This window comes from Solwaraspora sp. WMMA2080, assembly GCF_027497395.1.
Lineage (GTDB): Bacteria > Actinomycetota > Actinomycetes > Mycobacteriales > Micromonosporaceae > Micromonospora_E.
The window spans coordinates 5,150,500-5,168,253 of the sequence record NZ_CP114910.1; the positions used below are offsets into that span (position 1 = coordinate 5,150,500).

The window sequence follows — 17,754 nt, forward strand, 5'->3', positions numbered from 1 at the left end:
TCAGTACCCTCCGATCCCGGCCGTCGCCGGTGCGTCGCGTTCCATCAGCACCTCGTGCAGCTCCGCACTGCACCGGGCTACGTCCTCGGTGTGCGCGTTGCGCCCCAGGCTGCGGGGGCGGGGAATGTCGATCGGTACGATCTTGCGGATTCGCCCTGGTCGAGGGCTCAGCACCACGACCCGGTCGGCGAGCAGGACGGCTTCGTCGATCGAGTGGGTGACGAAGACGATGGTCGCCGCGCGCTCCATGTGGATCCGTTGCAGCTCGACGGAGAGCTCCTCCCGGGTCAGCGCGTCCAGCGCCGAGAACGGCTCGTCCATCAGCAGCACCTGTGGTTCGGCGAGCAACGAGCGGCACAGCGACACCCGCTGCTGCATGCCGCCGGACAGCTCGTGCGGCAGCCGCTTGTCGAAGCCGGCCAGCCCGACCATCTCCAGCAGTTCCAAGGCCTTTGCCCGGTGCTGCCTGCGGCGCAACCCGAAGATCTCCGCCGGCAGCAGAACATTGTCCAGCACTGATCGCCAGGGCAGCAGGGCCGGGCGTTGGAAGAGCATCGCAATGTCCCGACGTGGTTTGACCACCTGCTGACCACCGACAGTGATCTCGCCGGCCGTCGTCGGAAGCAGTCCGGCGATGAGCCTGAGCAGGGTGGACTTGCCACAGCCGGAACGACCGACGACCGCGACGAACTCACCGGCGGTCACCGAGAGGTCGATGCCGCGCAGTGCCTCTACTGTGCCGGAGCGACCGGCGAACGTCCGTCCGACTCCGCTGAGCTGGATCATGGGGCCGACAGTTCCCTCGTCCTGAGTCGATCAACAAGCGGGGGACAGAGTATCCGGATCGTGCCGGCCACGCACCACCCGCGCGGTAAACACTTTTGATTGCGATGCAGGGTCCACGATGCCCGGCTGTCGCATTGGTCAGGTTTCCCTCGTACTCTGTTGCCCGCGAAGTTTCCCAACGCGACCGCGGCACCGGTCCGGCCCCCACCGAGCGGCTGCCGCGCCGGACCAACTACCCCCTCCGGTCGCCTCGACGACCTGCGGGTTCGTCGAGGGGCCGTCGGGTTGGAAAGGACACACGTTCATGACAAGGCTCACCCGTACGATCGCCGCCACGGCCCTCGCGGCGGCGCTCGCGGTCACTGCCGGCTGCAGCGCGGACGACGGTGGCGAGGCGAATGCCGGTGGCACCGAGGAATTGAAGAAAGTGACGTATCTCACTTCCTTCGGTAACTTCGGCCGGGACTCCTACGCCTGGGTCGCCAAGGACAAGGGCTTCTTCGAGGAGGCCGGGTTCGACGTAGAGGTCAAAGCAGGTGCCGGCACCGGCGACAACATCAAGACCGTCGTCGCTGGACAGGCGCACTTCACCCCGATCGACATGACCGGCGGGCTGCTGCAGTACGGCAACGGCGAGGCGAAGGACTTCGTCGTGGTCGCCGGCATCCAGCAGCGCACCATGGCGGCGATCATCGCGCTCGACGGCAGCGGCATCACCACCCCCAAGGACCTGGAGGGCAAGACGCTCGCCGACGCCCCCGGCTCGGTGGTGCGCAACCTGTTCCCGACGTACGCCTCGCTGGCCGGCATCGACGAGACCAAGGTCGAGTGGGTCAACGGCGCTCCGCAGACCCTGATGGGCACCCTGGCCTCCGGGTCGGTGGACGGCATCGGCCAGTTCGTGGTCGGTAAGCCCACTGTGGAGACCGTCGCGCAGGGCAAGACCGCCGTGGTGCTGCCGTACAGCGACATCATGACCGACCTGTACGGCAACGTGCTGATCACCTCGACGGCGATCGCCGAGGAGGACCCGGAGATGGTGAAGCGCTTCAGCGCGGCACTGCTCAAGGGCCTGGAGTACAGCATCACCAACCCGGAGGAGGCCGGCGAGATCCTGGCCGAGAACGTGGAGGAGGCCAACCCGGCCGCCGCCGCCGCCGAACTGGAACTGATGGCCGCCTTCGTGAAGTCGACCAGCTCCGGTGTGCCGGTCGGTGCGCTGGACAGCCAGCGGATCGCCCGCAGCATCGCGATCCTGCAGGGCGCCGGAGCGATCCCGCCGGGCCTGGAGCCGGAGCAGGTCGTCAACTTCGACCTGGCCCCGAACGCCGAATCCTGACCGACCCGGGTGCGGGTGGGTGGGCCACCGTCCGGTGACCCACCCGCCCGCACCCGGCGGCTCGGCGAGCCTGAGGAGTGTCGTTGACATCTCCCCCTGCTGAAGTAGGGAGATTCGACCCTCACGGGTCGAGCTTTCTGCTTGACCGACCACTGCCGACCCGAATCAACGGCGAGGGACGGAGTACCGCCCATCGGTCCTACACGGTCTCCACAGACGTCACTTCCCACCAGCCCGGCGGTAGGCCCGACCAGCCTGGCTGTCACCGGAAGGACTACGCCACGTTGGCACACCTGTTCGCACGCCGGATCTCCCGGTGTGTGAGTAGTGGACGTCGATCCGCCTCGGCGGCGAGTCGACCTTCCCTGCCGTGCTCCGCAGGTGTCCGTTTCCTTCCCGGCCGGAAGGCCGGAGTATCCACGGAAGGCATCTGATGACCGTACTCAAACCGGCGCAGGCGCCACCGGTACGCGCCGCGACCACCGCTCCGGTCCGCCGCCCCGCCGGCGGCCGGGTCGCCGCAGTCGGACTACCGCTGCTCGGCGTGGCGGTGACGGTGACCGCGTGGTGGCTCGCCACCAGCGTGTTCAACCTGGTGCACTCGGTGGTGCTGCCACCCCCGCAGGACGTGTACGCGGCGTTCTCCCTGCGGATGCCACGACTGCTGGAACATTCCCTGGCGACCACCACCTCGACCGTCGTCGGGTTTGCGATCTCCACCGTCATCGGGGTGCTGATCGGACTGGCGCTGGCCGGCTCCCAGGTGGCCGAGCGGATGTTCGCTCCGCTGCTGGTGGCGCTCAACGCCGTACCGAAGATCGTGCTTGCCCCACTGCTCGTGGTCACCCTCGGCTGGGGTCAGCAGTCGATTCTCACCATGGTCTTCCTGCTCTGCTTCTTTCCGATCGTGCTCTCCACGGTGACCGGTCTGACCTCGACCCCGGCCGACCTGGCCGAGCTGGCCCGGTCACTGGACGCGTCCCGCTGGCAGACCTTCCGCAAGATCCGCTTCCCGGCGGCGTTGCCGCAGATCTTCGTCGGCCTGAAGGTCGCGATGCCGTTGGCGGCGATCGGTGCCGTGATCGGCGAGTTCCAGGCCGGTGAGGAAGGGCTGGGCTACATGACCCTGCAGTTCAGCGGGATGGGCGAGAACTCCGCCGCCTGGGCGGCGATCGTGTTGATCGGGCTGATGAGCATCCTGCTCTACTTCGCGCTGGTCGCCTTCGAACGGTTGCTGCTGCCGTGGGTGCGGGAGACGACGTCGGCCCGCTGACGTCACCACCATGTCGCGCCCGCCCCGGACGTCGTGCGCCCGCCAGGAGTTGTTCCTGGCGGGCGCACGAGACCGGACCGTGCCGGGGTCGTCAGCTGGCCAGTCGCCAGCGGCCACCCCGGGAGACCAGCATGGTCAGTGCCTGGGGCATCAGTCCAGAGTGGTTGTCCGGAGTCATCCGGATCGGCCCGGACAGCCCGTCGAACTGGGTGGTTTCCAGCACCTCACGGATGGCCTCCCGGTCGACGTCGCCGTCGCCGGTCGACCTGGCCACCGCGTCGGCGATCAGCTGGACCGCGTCGGCCGCGAACGAAGAGAACCCGTAGTAGCTGCCGAACCTGGCCGTGTAGTCGCGGAACCACTGCTTGCGGGCTGCCTTCGCCGGGGTGTTGGCGATCACGTCGTCGATCACCATGGTCTGGGTGAAGACCAGATTGACGCCCTTGGTGCCGGTGGCCGAGCCACCGGACAGGAACAGGTCCCCGGCAGCGGCGGCGTCGAAGAACAGGGGGCCCGGGTAGTCGGCCTGCGCGGCGCTGTCCGCCGCCAGCGCCGCCTGCTCGGCCGAGGTCCAGACCAGCAGCGCGCCCGGATTCTCGCCGGTCACCGGCTGCGCCAGGGTGGCGACGGCCTGGCTCACGTCGGTGTCCGTGGTACGCACCTGCTCGGTGCCGACCAGGTTGATACCAAGCTTGTCCAGTTCGGCGGTGATCACCCGCAGACCGTCCCGGCCGTACTCGTCGTCGGTGTGCAGCAGACTGGCCCGCCTGATGTTGCGGCGGCGCAGCTCGTTGGCGACTGCGGCGGCGCTGTCCGCCGCGTTTGGGCCGAGCTTGAACAGATAGCGACGCTCAGTGACCGGGGTGGCGACCGCGGTGGCCGGGGCCAGCGAGATCGTCGGCACCCGCTTGTCGTTGATCGTCCGGGCGGCGCCGACCGCGCAGTCACTGCAACTGCCCATGACGATCGCGGTCACCGCGGAGTCGCCGGTGAAGTCGCCGATGTTGCGCAGCGACTCGCTCGGGTCGGAACGGTTGTCCCGGACGTCCAGCCGGATCGTCCGGTTGCCCAGCAGACCCGATTCGTTGATCTGCTCGACCTTCAGCTCGAGGGCTCGTTGGAAGCCCTTGCCGACGGTCGCGGCGGCACCGGACAGTTCCAGGTCGGCGGCGATGACGATCTCGCCGCCGTCCTCGGCGGCCGAGTCGCTGGCGAACTGGCAGCCGGTGAGCGAAGAGGCCAGCAATGTGGATGCGAGCGCCGTGAGTAGGGCGGAACGGGTGGGCCTCAAGTCAGTCCTCCAGGTACGCGGCGGATGCGCACCCGGTCGGTGGGCGGCGGCGCGGCTGAGCACGTCCTCAGTAGAAGTCGCGCCGGCGGCATGCCGTACGGTGTGCGCGGAGCCTGCAAACTTGGGAAACCATGCCAATGGGCGGCGTTCTGGTCAAGCGCGCCGGTCGGGGCGTTTCCGGGACTGTCGTCCCACATGTTGGCAACGAGTACATGTTGCGAGCGTTGACTTTGGCGGGACAACTGACGGTGGAAGTTCTATCCGCGCTGATCAGGGCGGTGTGATGAAGATACTCTCCGGTAGTACTAGGGTGATTACAGGTCGTCCGACCGATTCCTGCCCCACTGAGGCTTCCCAAGCGGGTCCACTTCTGATGAAATCGCGGCCGTGCCGCATGCGGCGCTCACCGCTGCAGCAGGCATCGGTCGGCAGTCCGCGTGTGGAGATAGCGACGGAGGCGATGTCGTGAGGACCGGACCGACGACCCTGCCCGACAACGGCCCGCGGAAGCGCCGCGCGCCATTGCGTTGGGTGCCGCGACTGAGGGATGCGCGGATCAGGTCCAAACTGGCCCTGATCCTGGTCGTTCCGCTGGCCGCGGTCGCCGCTCTGGCCACGGTACGGCTGGTCGACGTGGGACAGGGCGCAATCGACGCACGGATGGTGCGGTCGATGGCCGAACTCTCCGTCGACGTCTCGGCCCTGGCTCAGGACGTCCACAAGGAGCGGATGGCTGCGGTGACCTTCCTCGCCGCCCGCGACGCCGACGCCGAGGCCTACAACATCAGGGTGCGCAGCACCGACGAGCGGATCGCGGCGTACGCCGCCGAACGCGACCGGGTCGGGAACGTGCCGGAGGCGGTCGAGCGGCAGCTGGTCGCCATCGACGACCACCTGGACACCTTGAACGCCACCCGTCAGGAGGTGCTCGACCGGCGGCAGATGCCGGTGCCGGAGGCGGTGCTGCGGTACGGCGTCATCCTGTCTGACCTGGCCTCCTACGGTGAGGTGCTCGGTCAGGTCTCCGGCGACGGCGAGGTGCCGGACAGTCTGCGTGCCGTCTCCGCCTTCGCCCGGGCCAAGCTGGCCACGGCCGAGGAGGAGGCGATCGTCTTCGCGGCGCTGTCCACCGGCCGGCTGGACGAGGAGCAGTTCTCGTCGTACCTGGCGACGTTGACCAGCCAGCAGGAGGCTCTGCTGTCGTTCTCGCTGGCTGCGTCGCCGTGGGAGCAGGAGCTGGTCGACAGCAGCGTCACCGGTGACGCCGTCTTCCTAGCCGACCGGGTCGCCACCGAGATCACCCGCTCGGTCGGCCAGCGGGCTCCGCTGAGCGCGGCGGAGGCCGCCCGGGCCATGGGCGCGGTCAACGACCTGATGCGGTGGGCAGAGATCCAGCTGGAGAGCCGGCTGCTCGAACGGGCCACCCAGGTCAGCACCAACGTCACCCGGCAGGCGATCATCGAGTCGATCGCGGTCCTGATCGCCCTGGTGCTGGCAATCGCCCTCGCGGTGGTCCTGGCCCGCTCGTTGAACGACTCGCTGCGACGGCTGCGGGAAGGCGCCATGTCGGTGGCCAGCCGGGACCTGCCGGAGGCGGTGGCCAAGCTCCGCGACGTCAACGACCTCAACGACCGGGGTCCGGAGGAGATTGTCCGCAACCTACGTGACCCGATCCGCCTGCCCAACCGCGACGAGGTCGGCCAGGTCGGACAGGCGTTCAACGTGGTGCACCGGGAGGCGGTCCGGATCGCGGCCGAGCAGGCGGCACTGCGGGCGAGCGTGTCGGCGATGTTCCTCTCCCTGGCCCGTCGGAGCCAGACGCTGGTCGACCGGATGATCGGCGAGCTTGACGCGATCGAGCGCGGCGAGGAGGACCCGAAGCGGCTCGCCCAGCTGTTCCAGCTCGACCACCTCGCCACCCGGATGCGCCGCAACGACGAGAACCTGCTGGTCCTGGCCGGTGCCGACTCGACGGCGCCACGCCGCGAGGACGCGTTGCTGGTTGACGCGATGCGGGCCGCGCAGTCCGAGGTCGAGCTCTACAACCGGATCGAGTTCGGCACCGTCGACACCGACATCCTGATCTCCGCGCATGCGGTCAACGACGTGGTACGTCTCGTCGCCGAGTTGCTCGACAACGCGACCCGGTTCTCGCCGCCGACCACGACTGTCGTCGCCGACGCTCGGCGGCTGCGCGACTACGTGCTGGTCCAGGTGGAGGACCGCGGCCTGGGTCTGTCCGAGGAGCAGTTGGACAATCTCAACCGCAGGCTCGCCGAGTCGTCCGCGGTCGACGTCTCAGCCTTCCGGCTGATGGGTCTCGCCGTGGTCAGCCGGCTGGCCGGCCGGTACGGCATCCGGGTCGAGCTGCGGCCCAACCCGGAGGGCGGCACCATCGCCCAGGCCACGCTGCCGAGCAGCATCCTGGTACTGCCGCAGCGCACCCGGGAGCCGGTGGTGACGCGGGGACGCCCGGCCATGGCGGCCGAGCCGATCTCCGCCGCGCCCACGTCGGGCGGGACCTGGTCGCCGATCTCGAGTCCGCCGGCTGCGGCGCCCGGCCGTACGGCGACCCTCACCGACCAGTGGCAGAACGCCCGGTCGTCACAGTGGAACGCGGTGGCCGGTGCTCCTACCGCCGCCTTCCCGGTGACCACCGGTGGGCAGTCGACGCCGGTCTCCGCCGCCCCGATCTCAGCGTCGCCGATGTCCGGCTCTCCGATGTCCGGCTCTCCGATGTCCGGGCCGCCAGCGGCTCCGGCCGTCGGCCCGGCCGCGCCGACGTACAACCCGGGGCTGCCGGCGTACCGTCCGGCGGCATCCGCCGCCCCGCCCGCCGCGGCACCGCCGGTGGCCAACGTCGGTACGCCGACGGTGGCCTACCCGACGGTGCGACCGACGGGCACCGTCGGCTACCCGGACCAGTCGGTCATCCCGGCCACCATGCACCCGATGGCGCCGGCGGTACGCACCGGCGGCCAGCTGCCGCATGGCCCGATGGCTGGCGGCTCCGCCGGCGGCGGAGCGCCCGCAGCGGCCGCCAAGCCCGGTGCCCGGCCCGAGGACGCCGCCGAGATGCCCATCTTCCGGGAGATGGAGGCGGTCTGGTTCCGGTCACACGGCTCGGCCGAGACCACCGTCCTGCCGCTGCCGACCGCCGGTCGTCCGCCTGCTGCCGGTGCGCCCGCACCGGCGTACCCGCCGGCACCCGCTCCGACCAGGACACCGCTGCCGGCCCGCAACCCGGGACAGTCGACTCCACAGCCGACGGCGTACTCTGCCCCGGTGCAGCCGAACGCCGCACCACCACCCCCGGCCGCGCCACCGGCGCCCGCACCGTCCACTCCGGCCGGCGCGGCGACGTCGGCGCTGGGTGCCATCCCCCGGCAACGGACGGGCGACTCCGGCAGTTGGCGTACCGCCGCTGACGAGGGCTGGGCCCGGGCCAGCCAGGCAGCTGAGCCGGCGACCGCCGGCACCACCCGCTCTGGTCTGCCGAAGCGCCAGCCCCAGGCACAGCTGGTGCCGGGTGGCGTGGAGGCAAAGCAGGGCCGCGAGCCGACCCGGCGGACCCCGGACGAGGTCCGTGGCCTGCTGTCGGCATATCACCGTGGCGTGCAACGCGGCCGGACCGTCGGCAGCGAGCAGTACCGCGCCACCTCAACCAAGGAGACCAGCGAATGAACAGGCCAGCAGCTATTCAGGACATGGGTTGGCTGCTCAGCAACTTTGCCGACAGCGTGGCGGGGATCGCCCACGTCGTGGCTGTCTCGGCAGACGGACTGCTGCTCGCCTCCTCGCGTGACCTGCCGGCGGACCGGGCCGACCAGTTGGCGGCGATCACCTCCGGTGTGGTCAGCCTCACTGACGGGGCGTCGCGGATGTTCAGCGCGGGCGGGGTGCTGCAGACGGTGATCGAGATGGACAGCGGGTACCTGTTCCTGATGTCCATCAGTGACGGATCGTCGATGGCGGTGCTCGCCGCCCGTAGCTGCGACGTCGGTCAGGTCGGGTACGAGATGGCATTGCTGGTCGAGCGGGTCGGAGCCGCGCTGGTCCCGGCACCACGGGAGGCCGTGGGCGGCCGACCCTGATCCGAGGCTGAAGTTCCGCAGCGACACAAGGGACCGTCACCGATGACGTGCCAGCAGACCCACGAGGAGGTGACCGCTCAATGGGCCAACCACGACAGGACCCGCGCGGAGCGCTGGTCCGTCCCTATGCGGTCACCCGCGGGCGTACCGAGCCACGGCAGCACATCGCGCTGGAAGCGGTGCTGGTGGCCTCGGCGGCAGCGGTCACCGAGTCTCGTTTCGCCGGGCACGACAAGCATCGAATCGCAACGATCTGCGACAACCGTGCCCAGTCACTGGCGGAGATCGCCGCGTACACCCGGCTTCCACTGGGCGTCGCACGGGTCCTCGTCGCCGACATGGTCGCCGACGGCCTGCTGGCGTTGCACAGCACCGCTCCGACCGAAACAGAGGGCTACGAGGAGCGGATGGAACTTCTTGAGAGGGTGCTAAGTGGACTTCGCAGGCTATGACCGTCCCGGTTTCCGCCAGGACAAGGGGATCACCTCGGCGAAGATCGTCATCGCCGGTGGATTCGGGGTCGGCAAGACCACCATGGTCGGCGCGGTCTCCGAGATCACGCCGCTGACCACCGAGGCGCTGATGACCTCGGCCGGTGTCGGCATCGACGATCCGTCAAAGGTCCCCGGCAAGGAGACCACCACGGTGGCGATGGACTTCGGCCGGATCACCATGGCCGACGACCTGATCCTCTACCTGTTCGGCACACCCGGACAGACCCGGTTCTGGTTCATGTGGGACGAGATCATCCGCGGTGCGGTCGGTGCCGCGGTCCTGGTGGACACCCGCCGGATCACCGACGCCTTCGCCCCGCTGGACTACTTCGAGAACCGGCAGCTGCCGTACCTCGTGGCGTTGAACTGCTTCGACGGCGCGGCACAGTACGAGCCGGAGGAGGTGCGGGAGGCGCTGGCCATCGCGCCGCACGTGCCGCTGGTGATGTGCGACGCCCGCAGCCGGGACTCGACGAAGAATGTCTTGGTCAATGTCGTCGAACACGCCATGGCGACGCTGCGCGCCGAGCACGGCCGGGGGTATCCGACCCCGGTCGGCTGACCTGTACGGCAACGGCCGGCGGCGCAGCGCGCCGCCGGCCGGCACGGCCTCCGCCGGTCGGCAGTTTCCGCTGTCGGCCGGCTCGGCTGCCTCAGTCGATCGGCAGCCGATAGCCGCGTTTGACCACGGTCTGGACCACCCCGGGCGCGCCCAGCCCGGCCCGGAGCCGGGCCACCGCCATCTCGACGGCGTGCTCGTCGGCACCTCGGGGCAGGGTGCGCAGCAGCGCGGCCCGGGACAGCACCCGTCCCGGGGTCTGCGCCAACGCACGCAGCACCGCCATCGGCGCCGGCGCCAACGGACGCAGCTCACCGTCGATGACTGCGGCGTGTCCGCGCAGGGTGAGCAGGTGTCCGCCGACCTTCAGGTTGACCGCCCGGCGGGGCAGTTCGTCGACGATCGTCCGGACCAGCGCCCCGAGCCGGGCGCGAGCCGGTGCGGTCACCGGCACTCCGTGCCGGCGCAGCGGCGCCGCGGTGACCGGCCCGACGCAGGCGGCCAGCACGTCGGTCCGCATCGCCTCGAGCACCGCGTCGGCGTTTGGCCCGGCGGCGCGCAGCAGCGCTCCGACCGCTGGCGCGGAGGTGAAGGTGACCGCGTCGACGAGCCGGCTGGCGACCAGATCGACCAGCCGGTGCAGCGGTGCCGGGTCGGACGGTGGTGCCCACCGGTACACCGGCACCTCGATCACGGTGGCGCCGGCCGCCTCGAGCGCCGCCGAACACTCCGGTTGCCGTTCCCCGTGTAGCTGCATCGCGATCACCTGACCGGCCACGCCGCGGGCCCGCAGATGGTCGGTCACTTCGTCACAGCTCTCCGACGCGGGCGACCACTGGTCGTGCAGGCCGGCGGCGCGGATCGCGCCCCGGGCCTTGGGACCGCGGGCCACGATGTAGGCGCCGCCGAGCACCGCCCGCAGCGGCTCGGCCAAGCCCCACCCTTCCGCGGCCTCCAGCCAGCCACGCATGCCGATGCCGGTGTTGGCGATCAGCACGTCCGGCGGACTGTCCAGGCAGGCCCGGGTGGACGCGCGCAGCTCGGTGTCGTCGGCGAGTGGCACGATCCGCAGCGCCGGGGCGAGCACCACCCGGGCACCCCGCCGCTCCAGCAACGCGGCCAACTCGTCGCGCCGCCGGTCGGCGGTAACCCCGATGGTGAACCCGGACAGCTCGTCGGACATCACTGGTCCTGCCGCCGGCCGAGCACCTCGATCAGCCCGTCCCGACAGCGCACCCGGTAGGTCGGCACGGCGACGCCCGGCAGGTCCAGACACTCGCCGGTACGCAGGTCGTAAACCTGCTTGTGCAGTGGTGACGCCACGGTCGGGAGGTCCCCTCGGGTGCCGACGATGCCCCGGGACATGACGTGGGCACCGGCCACCGGGTCCTGGTTGCCGATCGCGTACAACGTCCCGTCGTAGGTCCGGAAGACTGCCACCTGCTCGCCGTCGACCAGTGCGGCCACGCCCCGCTCCGGCTCCACTCGGGAGTAGGGGCACACCGGTGTCCATCGGGCGGTGACGTTGACTGTCTGCACACTCATCGGCGTACCTCCAGGGTTGTCGGGAGACCGAGCGCGACGGGCCGGCGCTCGCCCAGGGCCGGCACCGGCTGGCCCCGCTCGACCTCGAAGGTGATCGACGGGTCCGGGGTGTCGGGCGCGTTGACGAAGGAGGCGAAGCGGCCCAGCCGCTCCGGGTCGTCGATCGTGTCCCGCCACTCGTCCGAGTAGGACTCGACGTGCCGGGCCATCGCCTCGTCCAGCTCGGCCGCCAGCCCGAGCGAGTCGTCGACGATCACCGATCGCAGGTGGTCCAGGCCGCCGTCCATGGCCTCGATCCAGGCTGCGGTGCGTTGCAGCCGGTCGGCGGTGCGGATGTAGAACATCAGGAACCGGTCGATGGTGCGGACGAGGTCGTCGGTGGACAGATCGCTGGCGAACAGGTCGGCGTGCCGGGGCCGGAAACCGCCGTTGCCGCCGACGTAGAGGTTCCAGCCGACGTCGGTCGCGATGATGCCGAAGTCCTTGCTGCGGGCCTCGGCGCACTCCCGGGCGCAGCCGGAGACCGCAGACTTGATCTTGTGGGGGGCACGCAGACCCCGGTAACGCAGCTCCAGGGCGACCGCCAGGCCGACCGAGTCCTGCACCCCGTAGCGGCACCAGGTGGAGCCGACACAGGACTTCACCGTCCGCAGCGCCTTGCCGTAGGCGTGGCCGGACTCGAAGCCGGCGTCGACCAGCCGCCGCCAGATCTTCGGCAACTGCTCCACCCGGGCGCCGAACAGGTCGATCCGCTGCCCGCCGGTGATCTTGGTGTAGAGGTTGAAGTCCCGGGCGACCTCGCCGATGACGATCAGCTTCTCCGGGGTGATCTCCCCACCGGGGATCCGCGGCACCACCGAGTAGGTACCGTCGCGCTGGATGTTGGCCAGGAAGTGGTCGTTGGTGTCCTGCAGGGTGGCCTGTTCGCCGTCGAGCACGTAGCCGTTGCCCAGCGAGGCGAGGATCGAGGCGACCACCGGCTTGCAGATGTCGCAGCCCCGCCCCCGCCCGTGTTCGGCGACCAGCTGGGAGAAGGTCCGGATGCCGCGTACCCGGACGATGTCGAACAGCTCCTGGCGGCTGTGGTCGAAGTGTTCGCACAGTGCGGTCGACTGGGCCACCCCGGCGACGGACAGCAACTGCTTGAGCATCGGTACGCAGGACCCGCAGCTGGTGCCGGCCCGGGTGCACGCCTTGATCCCGGCGACGTCGGTGCAACCGTCGCCGATCGCGCCGAGGATCTGATCCTTGGTGACCGCGTTGCAGGAGCAGACCTGGGCGCTGCCGGGCAGCGCGTCGATGCCGGCGCCGCCAGCGGCCCCGTCGGAGCCGGCCGGGGCGAGCAGCGCCAGCGGCGGGCCCGGCAGCGGCCCGCCGACGCTGGCCCGCAGCGTCGGGTACGCCGTCGCGTCGCCGACCAGCACCCCGCCGAGCAGGGTCCGCGCGTCGTCGGAGAGCACCAGCTTGGCGTAGACGCGGGTGGCCGGGTCGGTGAAGGTGACGTCCAGGCAGTCGGGGGTGGCACCGTGCGCGTCGCCGAACGACGCCACGTCCACCCCGAGCAGTTTGAGCTTCGTGGAGGTGTCCGCGCCGGGGAAGGCGGCGGTGCCGCCGAGCAGCCGGTCGGCGACCACCTCGGCCATCGCGTAGCCGGGGGCGACCAGGCCGTAGCAGCGGCCCGGTTCGCCGTCGACGCTGACCGCGGCGCATTCACCGACCGCCCAGATGTGCGGGTCGCTGGTCCGGCAGGTGGCGTCGACGGTCACCCCGCCGCGTTCGCCGACGGCCAGCCCGGCGGCGCGGGCCAGGTCGTCGCGGGGCCGGATGCCGGCGGCCACCACCACCAGGTCGGACCGCAGTTCGGTGCCGTCGGTGAGGGCCACGCCGTGCGGCGTACCGTCCGGTCCGGTGCGGATCGCCGACGTCGCGGTCCCCAGGTGTACCTCGACGCCGAGGTCCTCGACGTAGCGGCGCAGCATCGCCCCGCCGGCCTCGTCGATCTGGACCGGCATCAGCCGGGGCGCGAACTCCACCACGTGGGTACGCAGACCGAGCAGCCGCAGTGCGTTGGCGGCCTCCAGGCCGAGCAGTCCGCCGCCGATCACCGTGCCGACCCGCCGGCCGGCGGCCGGATCGGTGGCGAAGTCGCGGATGGCGACCAGGTCGTCCAGCGTGCGGTAGACGAACACCCCGTCGCGCAGGCCGCCGACGGTCCCGCCACCGGTACCGGGGTCGGCAGGTCGGTGGGCGCCGTCGATCGGCGGGACGAACGGGTACGAGCCGGTGGCCAGCACCAGCGCGTCGTAGCCGTACTCGCGGTGGTCGGTGACGACCACCCGGCGGTCCCGGTCGATGCGCCGGGCCGGCTCGGCCAGCCGCAGGTCCACCCCGTCGTCCGGGGTGTGCACGCTCAACTCGTCCGGCCCGACACCGTCGAAGAAGGCCGACAACCGGACCCGGTCGTACGCCGGCCGCGACTCCTCGGCGAGCACCGTGACCTGCCATCCACCGTCGGTGTCCCGGGACCGGACCGCTTCGACCAGGCGCTGCCCGACCATGCCGTTGCCGATGACGACCAACCGGTTCATGCTGGTACCTCCACGTCGGAATCCACAGATGAGAGCCAGTCGACGATGCCGGTGACCGCGTCGGTGCAGCTGCCGCAGCCGGTGGTGGCCCGGGTGGCGGCGACCATCTCGGCGACCGACCGGGCCCCGGCGCGCCAGCAGCGGACCAGCGCTCCCTTGCTGACCGTGTTGCACTGGCAGACGGTCGCCGCGTCCGGCATCAGGGCCGGGCTGGTCGCCGGGGCCGCGACGGTGCCGCCGACCGCCCGGCCGAGCAGCAGCGCCCGCCGGTCGGTCGGCACCGGACCACCCCGGTCGAACAGCTGGATGACGGTGCCGACGGCCGGGTTGTCGCCGAGCATGATCGCCCCGGTCAGCCGGTCGTCGCGGATCAGCAGCCGCGCGTACGTGCCCCGGGCCGGGTCGGCGAAGCTGAGCTCCTCGGTCTGCCCGTCGGCGCCCGGCCGGGTGTCGCCCATCGCGGCGAGGTCGATGCCGGCGGCCTTGAGCCGGGTCACCGTCGGCAGTGGCCGGTAGCGGGCACCCGGGTCGTCGCCGGCCAGCACCCGGGCCAGCACCCGGGCCTGTTCCCAGGCGGGGGCGACCAGCCCGGTGACGACGCCGTCGTGTTCGGCGCAGTCCCCGATCGCCCAGATCCGTGGGTCGCTGGTGGCCATCCGGTCGTCGACCATCACACCGCGCCCGACCCGTAGCCCGGCCCGGCGGGCCAGGTCGGTGTCCGGCCGGACCCCGCAGGCCAGCACCAGCAGGTCGGCGTCCAGCTCCCGGCCGTCGCCGAGCCGCAGCCGTACCCCGTCGGTGGTGGCGGTGACCGACTCGGCGGCGGCGGCCAGCTCGGTGCCGACGCCGAGGCCGGCCAGGGTACGGGCGAGCACCGCGCTGGCGGTGGCGTCGAGTTGGCGCTCCATCAGCTGACCGACCTTGTGTACCACCCGTACGTCCAGTCCACGTGCGGCGAGCCCACGGGCGGCCTCCAGGCCGAGCAGGCCGCCGCCGAGCACCAGCGCGGTGCGGGCACCGGCTGCGGCGGCGAGGATCCGCCGGCAGTCGTCCAGGGTCCGGAACAGCGCGACGCGCTCCGGCAGCCCTGCCGGGCTGTCGGCACCGGTCAGGCCGGGCAGGTCGGGGACCACAGCCCGGCTGCCGGTGGCGAGCACCAGGTGGTCGTACTCGGTGGCGGTGCCGTCGGCGGTGCGCACCGTCCGGGTGGCCGGCTCGATCGCGGTCACCGCCAACCCGGCCCGCACGTCGATGCCGTGCCCGGCGGCCTCGGTGAGCGTCACGTCCAGCTCGTCGGCCCGGCCGGCGAGCAGGTTCGACAGCATGATCCGGTTGTACGCCCGGTGCCGCTCCGCCCCGTACACGGTGATCTTGTAATCCCCACGCCGGGCGTGCAGCTCGGCGGTGAGCCGGGCACCGGCCATGCCGTGGCCGACGATGACGATACGGTTCACGCTCGCTCCACCCTGACCGCACAGATCTTGAACTCGGGCATCCGGGACGTCGGGTCCAACGCGTCGTTGGTCACCGAGTTGATCCGCCCCGCGCCGCCCCAGTGGAACGGGGCGAACACGGTGTCCGGGCGGATCGACTCGGTCAGTCGGGCCGGGGCGCGCATCTCGCCGCGCCGGCTGGTCACCCGGACCGGCTCGCCGTCGGCGACGCCGAGCCGGGCGGCCAGGTCCGGGTGCAGCTCCACGAAGGCCTCCGGCGCGGCGCCGCGCAGCGGCGCGATCCGGCGGGTCTGTGCACCTGACTGGTACTGGGCCAGCACCCGGCCGGTGGTCAGGTAGAGCGGATAGTCGGCGCAGACCTCCTCGGCGGCGGCCCGGTGCTCCACCGGCACGAACCGGGCCCGCCCGTCCGGGGTGGCGAACCGTTCGGTGAACATCCGCGGGGTGTCCGGTCGGTCCGGGTCCGGGCAGGGCCAGAAGACCCCGTCGGAGGCGTCGATCCGCTCCCAGCTGACCCCGGCGTAGTCGGCGACGCCACCGGCCGAGGCCCGGCGCAGTTCGGTGAAGACCTCGGCGGGGTCGGCCGGGAACTGCCCGGCCGGGCAGCCGAGCCGCTGCGCGAGGTCGGCCAGGACGGCCAGGTCGGTGCGGGCACCGGGCGGGGGTGGCCGCAGCGCGTGCCGGCGTAGCACCCGTCCCTCCAGGTTGGTCATCGTGCCGTCCTCTTCGGCCCACTGGGCGGTGGGCAGTACCACGTCGGCCATCGCCGCCGTCTCGGACAGCACGAAGTCGGCGACGACCAGCAGGTCCAGATCGGCCAGTCGGCGCTGGACCCGGCCGGCGCGGGGTGCGGATACCACCGGGTTGGAGCCGAAGACCAGCAACGCCTTCGGCCCGGCCGGGGTGCCGAGCGCGTCCAGCAGTTCGTACGCGGAAACCCCCGGCCCGGGCAGGTCCGCCGGGTCGACGCCCCACACCCCGGCCACGTGCGCCCGCGCCGCCGGGTCGTCGATGCGTCGGTAGCCGGGCAGCTGGTCGGCCTTCTGGCCGTGCTCCCGGCCGCCCTGACCGTTGCCCTGGCCGGTCAGGCAGCCGTAACCGGAGCCGGTCCGGCCGGGCAACCCGAGGGCGAGCGCCAGGTTGACGTAGGCGCTGACCGTGTCGACTCCCTTGGCGTGCTGTTCGGCGCCGCGCGCGGTGAGGATGACGACCTTGGCGGGCGGGGCGTCGGTCGCGCGGCGGTCGCCGCCGGCCAGAGCGCGCGCCGCCGCCTCCAGATCGGCGATCGGCACGCCGGTGATCCGTTCCACCCGGGCCGGCCAGTAGCCGGCGACGGTGGCCCGGACAGCGTCGAAGCCGGTGGTCCGCTCGGCGACGTAGGTGTGGTCCACCCAGCCCTCCCGCACCGCGACGTGCAGCAGCGCGTTGGCCACCGCGAGGTCGGTGCCGGGGGTGGGTTGCAGGTGCAGGTCGGCCAGGCGGGCGGTGGCCGTGCGGCGCGGGTCGATCACGATCAGCGTGCCGCCGCGCTGTTTCATCTCGGTCAGGTAGCGGGCGAACGGCGGCATCGTCTCGGCCACGTTCGCGCCGACCAGCAGCAGGGTGTCGGCGGTGCCGACGTCGGCCATCGGGAACGGCAGGCCACGGTCGACGCCGAAGGCCCGGATCCCGGCGGCGGCCGCCGAGGACATGCAGAATCGGCCGTTGTAGTCGATGTTGCGGGTGCGCAGCGCGACCCGGGCGAACTTGCCCAGCGCGTACGCCTTCTCGTTGGTGAGGCCGCCGCCGCCGAACATCGCGGCCGCGTCGCGGCCGTGCCGTTGCTGGATCCGCCGGACACCGTCGACGATCCGGGTCAGGGCCTCGTCCCAGCTGGCCGGCCGCAGTTCGGTGCCGGGTCGGTCGCGGACCAGCGGGGTGGTCAGCCGCTGCGGGTGGTCGAGCAGTTCCGCAGCGGTCCAGCCCTTTTGACAGAGCCCGCCCTGGTTGGTGGGAAACTGCCGGGGCAGCACCTGCACACCGCCGTCGGTCGTGGCACGCAGTCGCATCCCGCACTGCAGTGCGCAGTACGGGCAGTGGGTGGCCACGGTCCGGTCGGCGGATTCGCCGGTCGGACCGATGGTCAACTGCACGCTGCCTGGCATGTGCGAAGCGTGCCGGGGGGCGATTTCGCCGCGACGTCCCGATTGTTTCCAGCCTGCTAAGAGCAGCTCACACGGGCTGTTGTCAGAGGGTTAGCCGGCCCACTTGGTGGGACCTCCGGCGTACCGGTGCCGACCAGCCGTTTTGACCGGCGTGCCGGGCAGCGGGTATCGTCGCCTGCTGTTGTGC

The 17,754-nt window shown here is 71.4% G+C and carries 13 protein-coding genes; 6 read left to right on the top strand and 7 right to left on the bottom strand.

From position 1 onward, the window contains the following. Window positions 1–786 carry an ABC transporter ATP-binding protein gene (locus O7543_RS23575; RefSeq protein WP_281551866.1) on the bottom strand — a complete coding sequence of 262 codons (786 nt, stop codon included), beginning with the start codon at window positions 784–786 and terminating at the stop codon, window positions 1–3. A gap of 304 nt (window positions 787–1,090) precedes the next feature. Between O7543_RS23575 and O7543_RS23580 the strand changes: the two genes are divergently transcribed. Both O7543_RS23580 and O7543_RS23585 read left to right on the top strand, forming a co-directional pair. Further along, window positions 1,091–2,125, top strand: coding sequence for an ABC transporter substrate-binding protein (locus tag O7543_RS23580; RefSeq protein WP_281551865.1), 1,035 nt, complete (start codon window positions 1,091–1,093; stop codon window positions 2,123–2,125). A 433-nt stretch (window positions 2,126–2,558) separates the two neighbouring features. Then, on the top strand, window positions 2,559–3,398 hold the full coding sequence (locus O7543_RS23585) for an ABC transporter permease (RefSeq protein ID WP_281551864.1): 840 nt from the start codon (window positions 2,559–2,561) through the stop codon (window positions 3,396–3,398). A 91-nt stretch (window positions 3,399–3,489) separates the two neighbouring features. Here the strand turns inward: O7543_RS23585 and O7543_RS23590 are convergent, their stop codons facing one another. Further along, window positions 3,490–4,689, bottom strand: coding sequence for an ABC transporter substrate-binding protein (locus tag O7543_RS23590; protein WP_281551863.1), 1,200 nt, complete (start codon window positions 4,687–4,689; stop codon window positions 3,490–3,492). 465 nt (window positions 4,690–5,154) lie between these two features. Between O7543_RS23590 and O7543_RS23595 the strand changes: the two genes are divergently transcribed. From O7543_RS23595 to O7543_RS23610, 4 genes are all read left to right on the top strand, one after another. Continuing rightward, window positions 5,155–8,373 (top strand): sensor histidine kinase, encoded by a 3,219-nt coding sequence (locus tag O7543_RS23595; protein WP_281551862.1) that lies wholly within the window; start codon window positions 5,155–5,157, stop codon window positions 8,371–8,373. Then, window positions 8,370–8,783: a roadblock/LC7 domain-containing protein gene (locus tag O7543_RS23600; RefSeq protein ID WP_123606103.1), complete on the top strand. Its 414-nt coding sequence runs from the start codon at window positions 8,370–8,372 to the stop codon at window positions 8,781–8,783. The genes O7543_RS23595 and O7543_RS23600 overlap by 4 nt, the downstream gene beginning before the upstream one ends. 80 nt (window positions 8,784–8,863) lie before the next feature. Next, entirely contained in the window at window positions 8,864–9,235 is a 372-nt protein-coding gene (locus O7543_RS23605) for a DUF742 domain-containing protein (RefSeq protein WP_123606102.1), read from the top strand. Next, the gene (locus tag O7543_RS23610) at window positions 9,216–9,839 is read left to right on the top strand and encodes an ATP/GTP-binding protein (RefSeq protein WP_281551861.1); all 624 of its coding nucleotides are present in this window, start codon (window positions 9,216–9,218) and stop codon (window positions 9,837–9,839) included. The genes O7543_RS23605 and O7543_RS23610 overlap by 20 nt, the downstream gene beginning before the upstream one ends. 91 nt (window positions 9,840–9,930) lie before the next feature. On the opposite strand, the gene O7543_RS23615 is transcribed toward O7543_RS23610, so the two are convergent. Genes O7543_RS23615 through O7543_RS23635 form a run of 5 tightly spaced genes read right to left on the bottom strand, consistent with a single transcriptional unit; the run spans window position 9,931 to window position 17,567 of the window. After that, a complete protein-coding gene (locus O7543_RS23615; protein WP_281551860.1) occupies window positions 9,931–11,019 on the bottom strand; it encodes a uroporphyrinogen-III synthase in 1,089 nt (362 codons plus the stop codon). Beyond that, window positions 11,019–11,375 (bottom strand): nitrite reductase small subunit NirD, encoded by a 357-nt coding sequence (gene nirD / locus O7543_RS23620; protein ID WP_281555728.1) that lies wholly within the window; start codon window positions 11,373–11,375, stop codon window positions 11,019–11,021. The genes O7543_RS23615 and nirD overlap by 1 nt, the downstream gene beginning before the upstream one ends. A gap of 2 nt (window positions 11,376–11,377) precedes the next feature. Next, window positions 11,378–13,969, bottom strand: coding sequence for a nitrite reductase large subunit NirB (nirB, locus tag O7543_RS23625; protein WP_281551859.1), 2,592 nt, complete (start codon window positions 13,967–13,969; stop codon window positions 11,378–11,380). Next, window positions 13,966–15,423, bottom strand: a complete 1,458-nt coding sequence (locus O7543_RS23630) for an FAD-dependent oxidoreductase (protein WP_281551858.1) — start codon at window positions 15,421–15,423, stop codon at window positions 13,966–13,968. Before O7543_RS23630 ends, nirB begins: the two co-directional genes overlap by 4 nt. Then, on the bottom strand, window positions 15,420–17,567 hold the full coding sequence (locus O7543_RS23635; RefSeq protein ID WP_281551857.1) for a molybdopterin oxidoreductase family protein: 2,148 nt from the start codon (window positions 17,565–17,567) through the stop codon (window positions 15,420–15,422). The genes O7543_RS23630 and O7543_RS23635 overlap by 4 nt, the downstream gene beginning before the upstream one ends. Window positions 17,568–17,754: the final 187 nt, after the last annotated feature.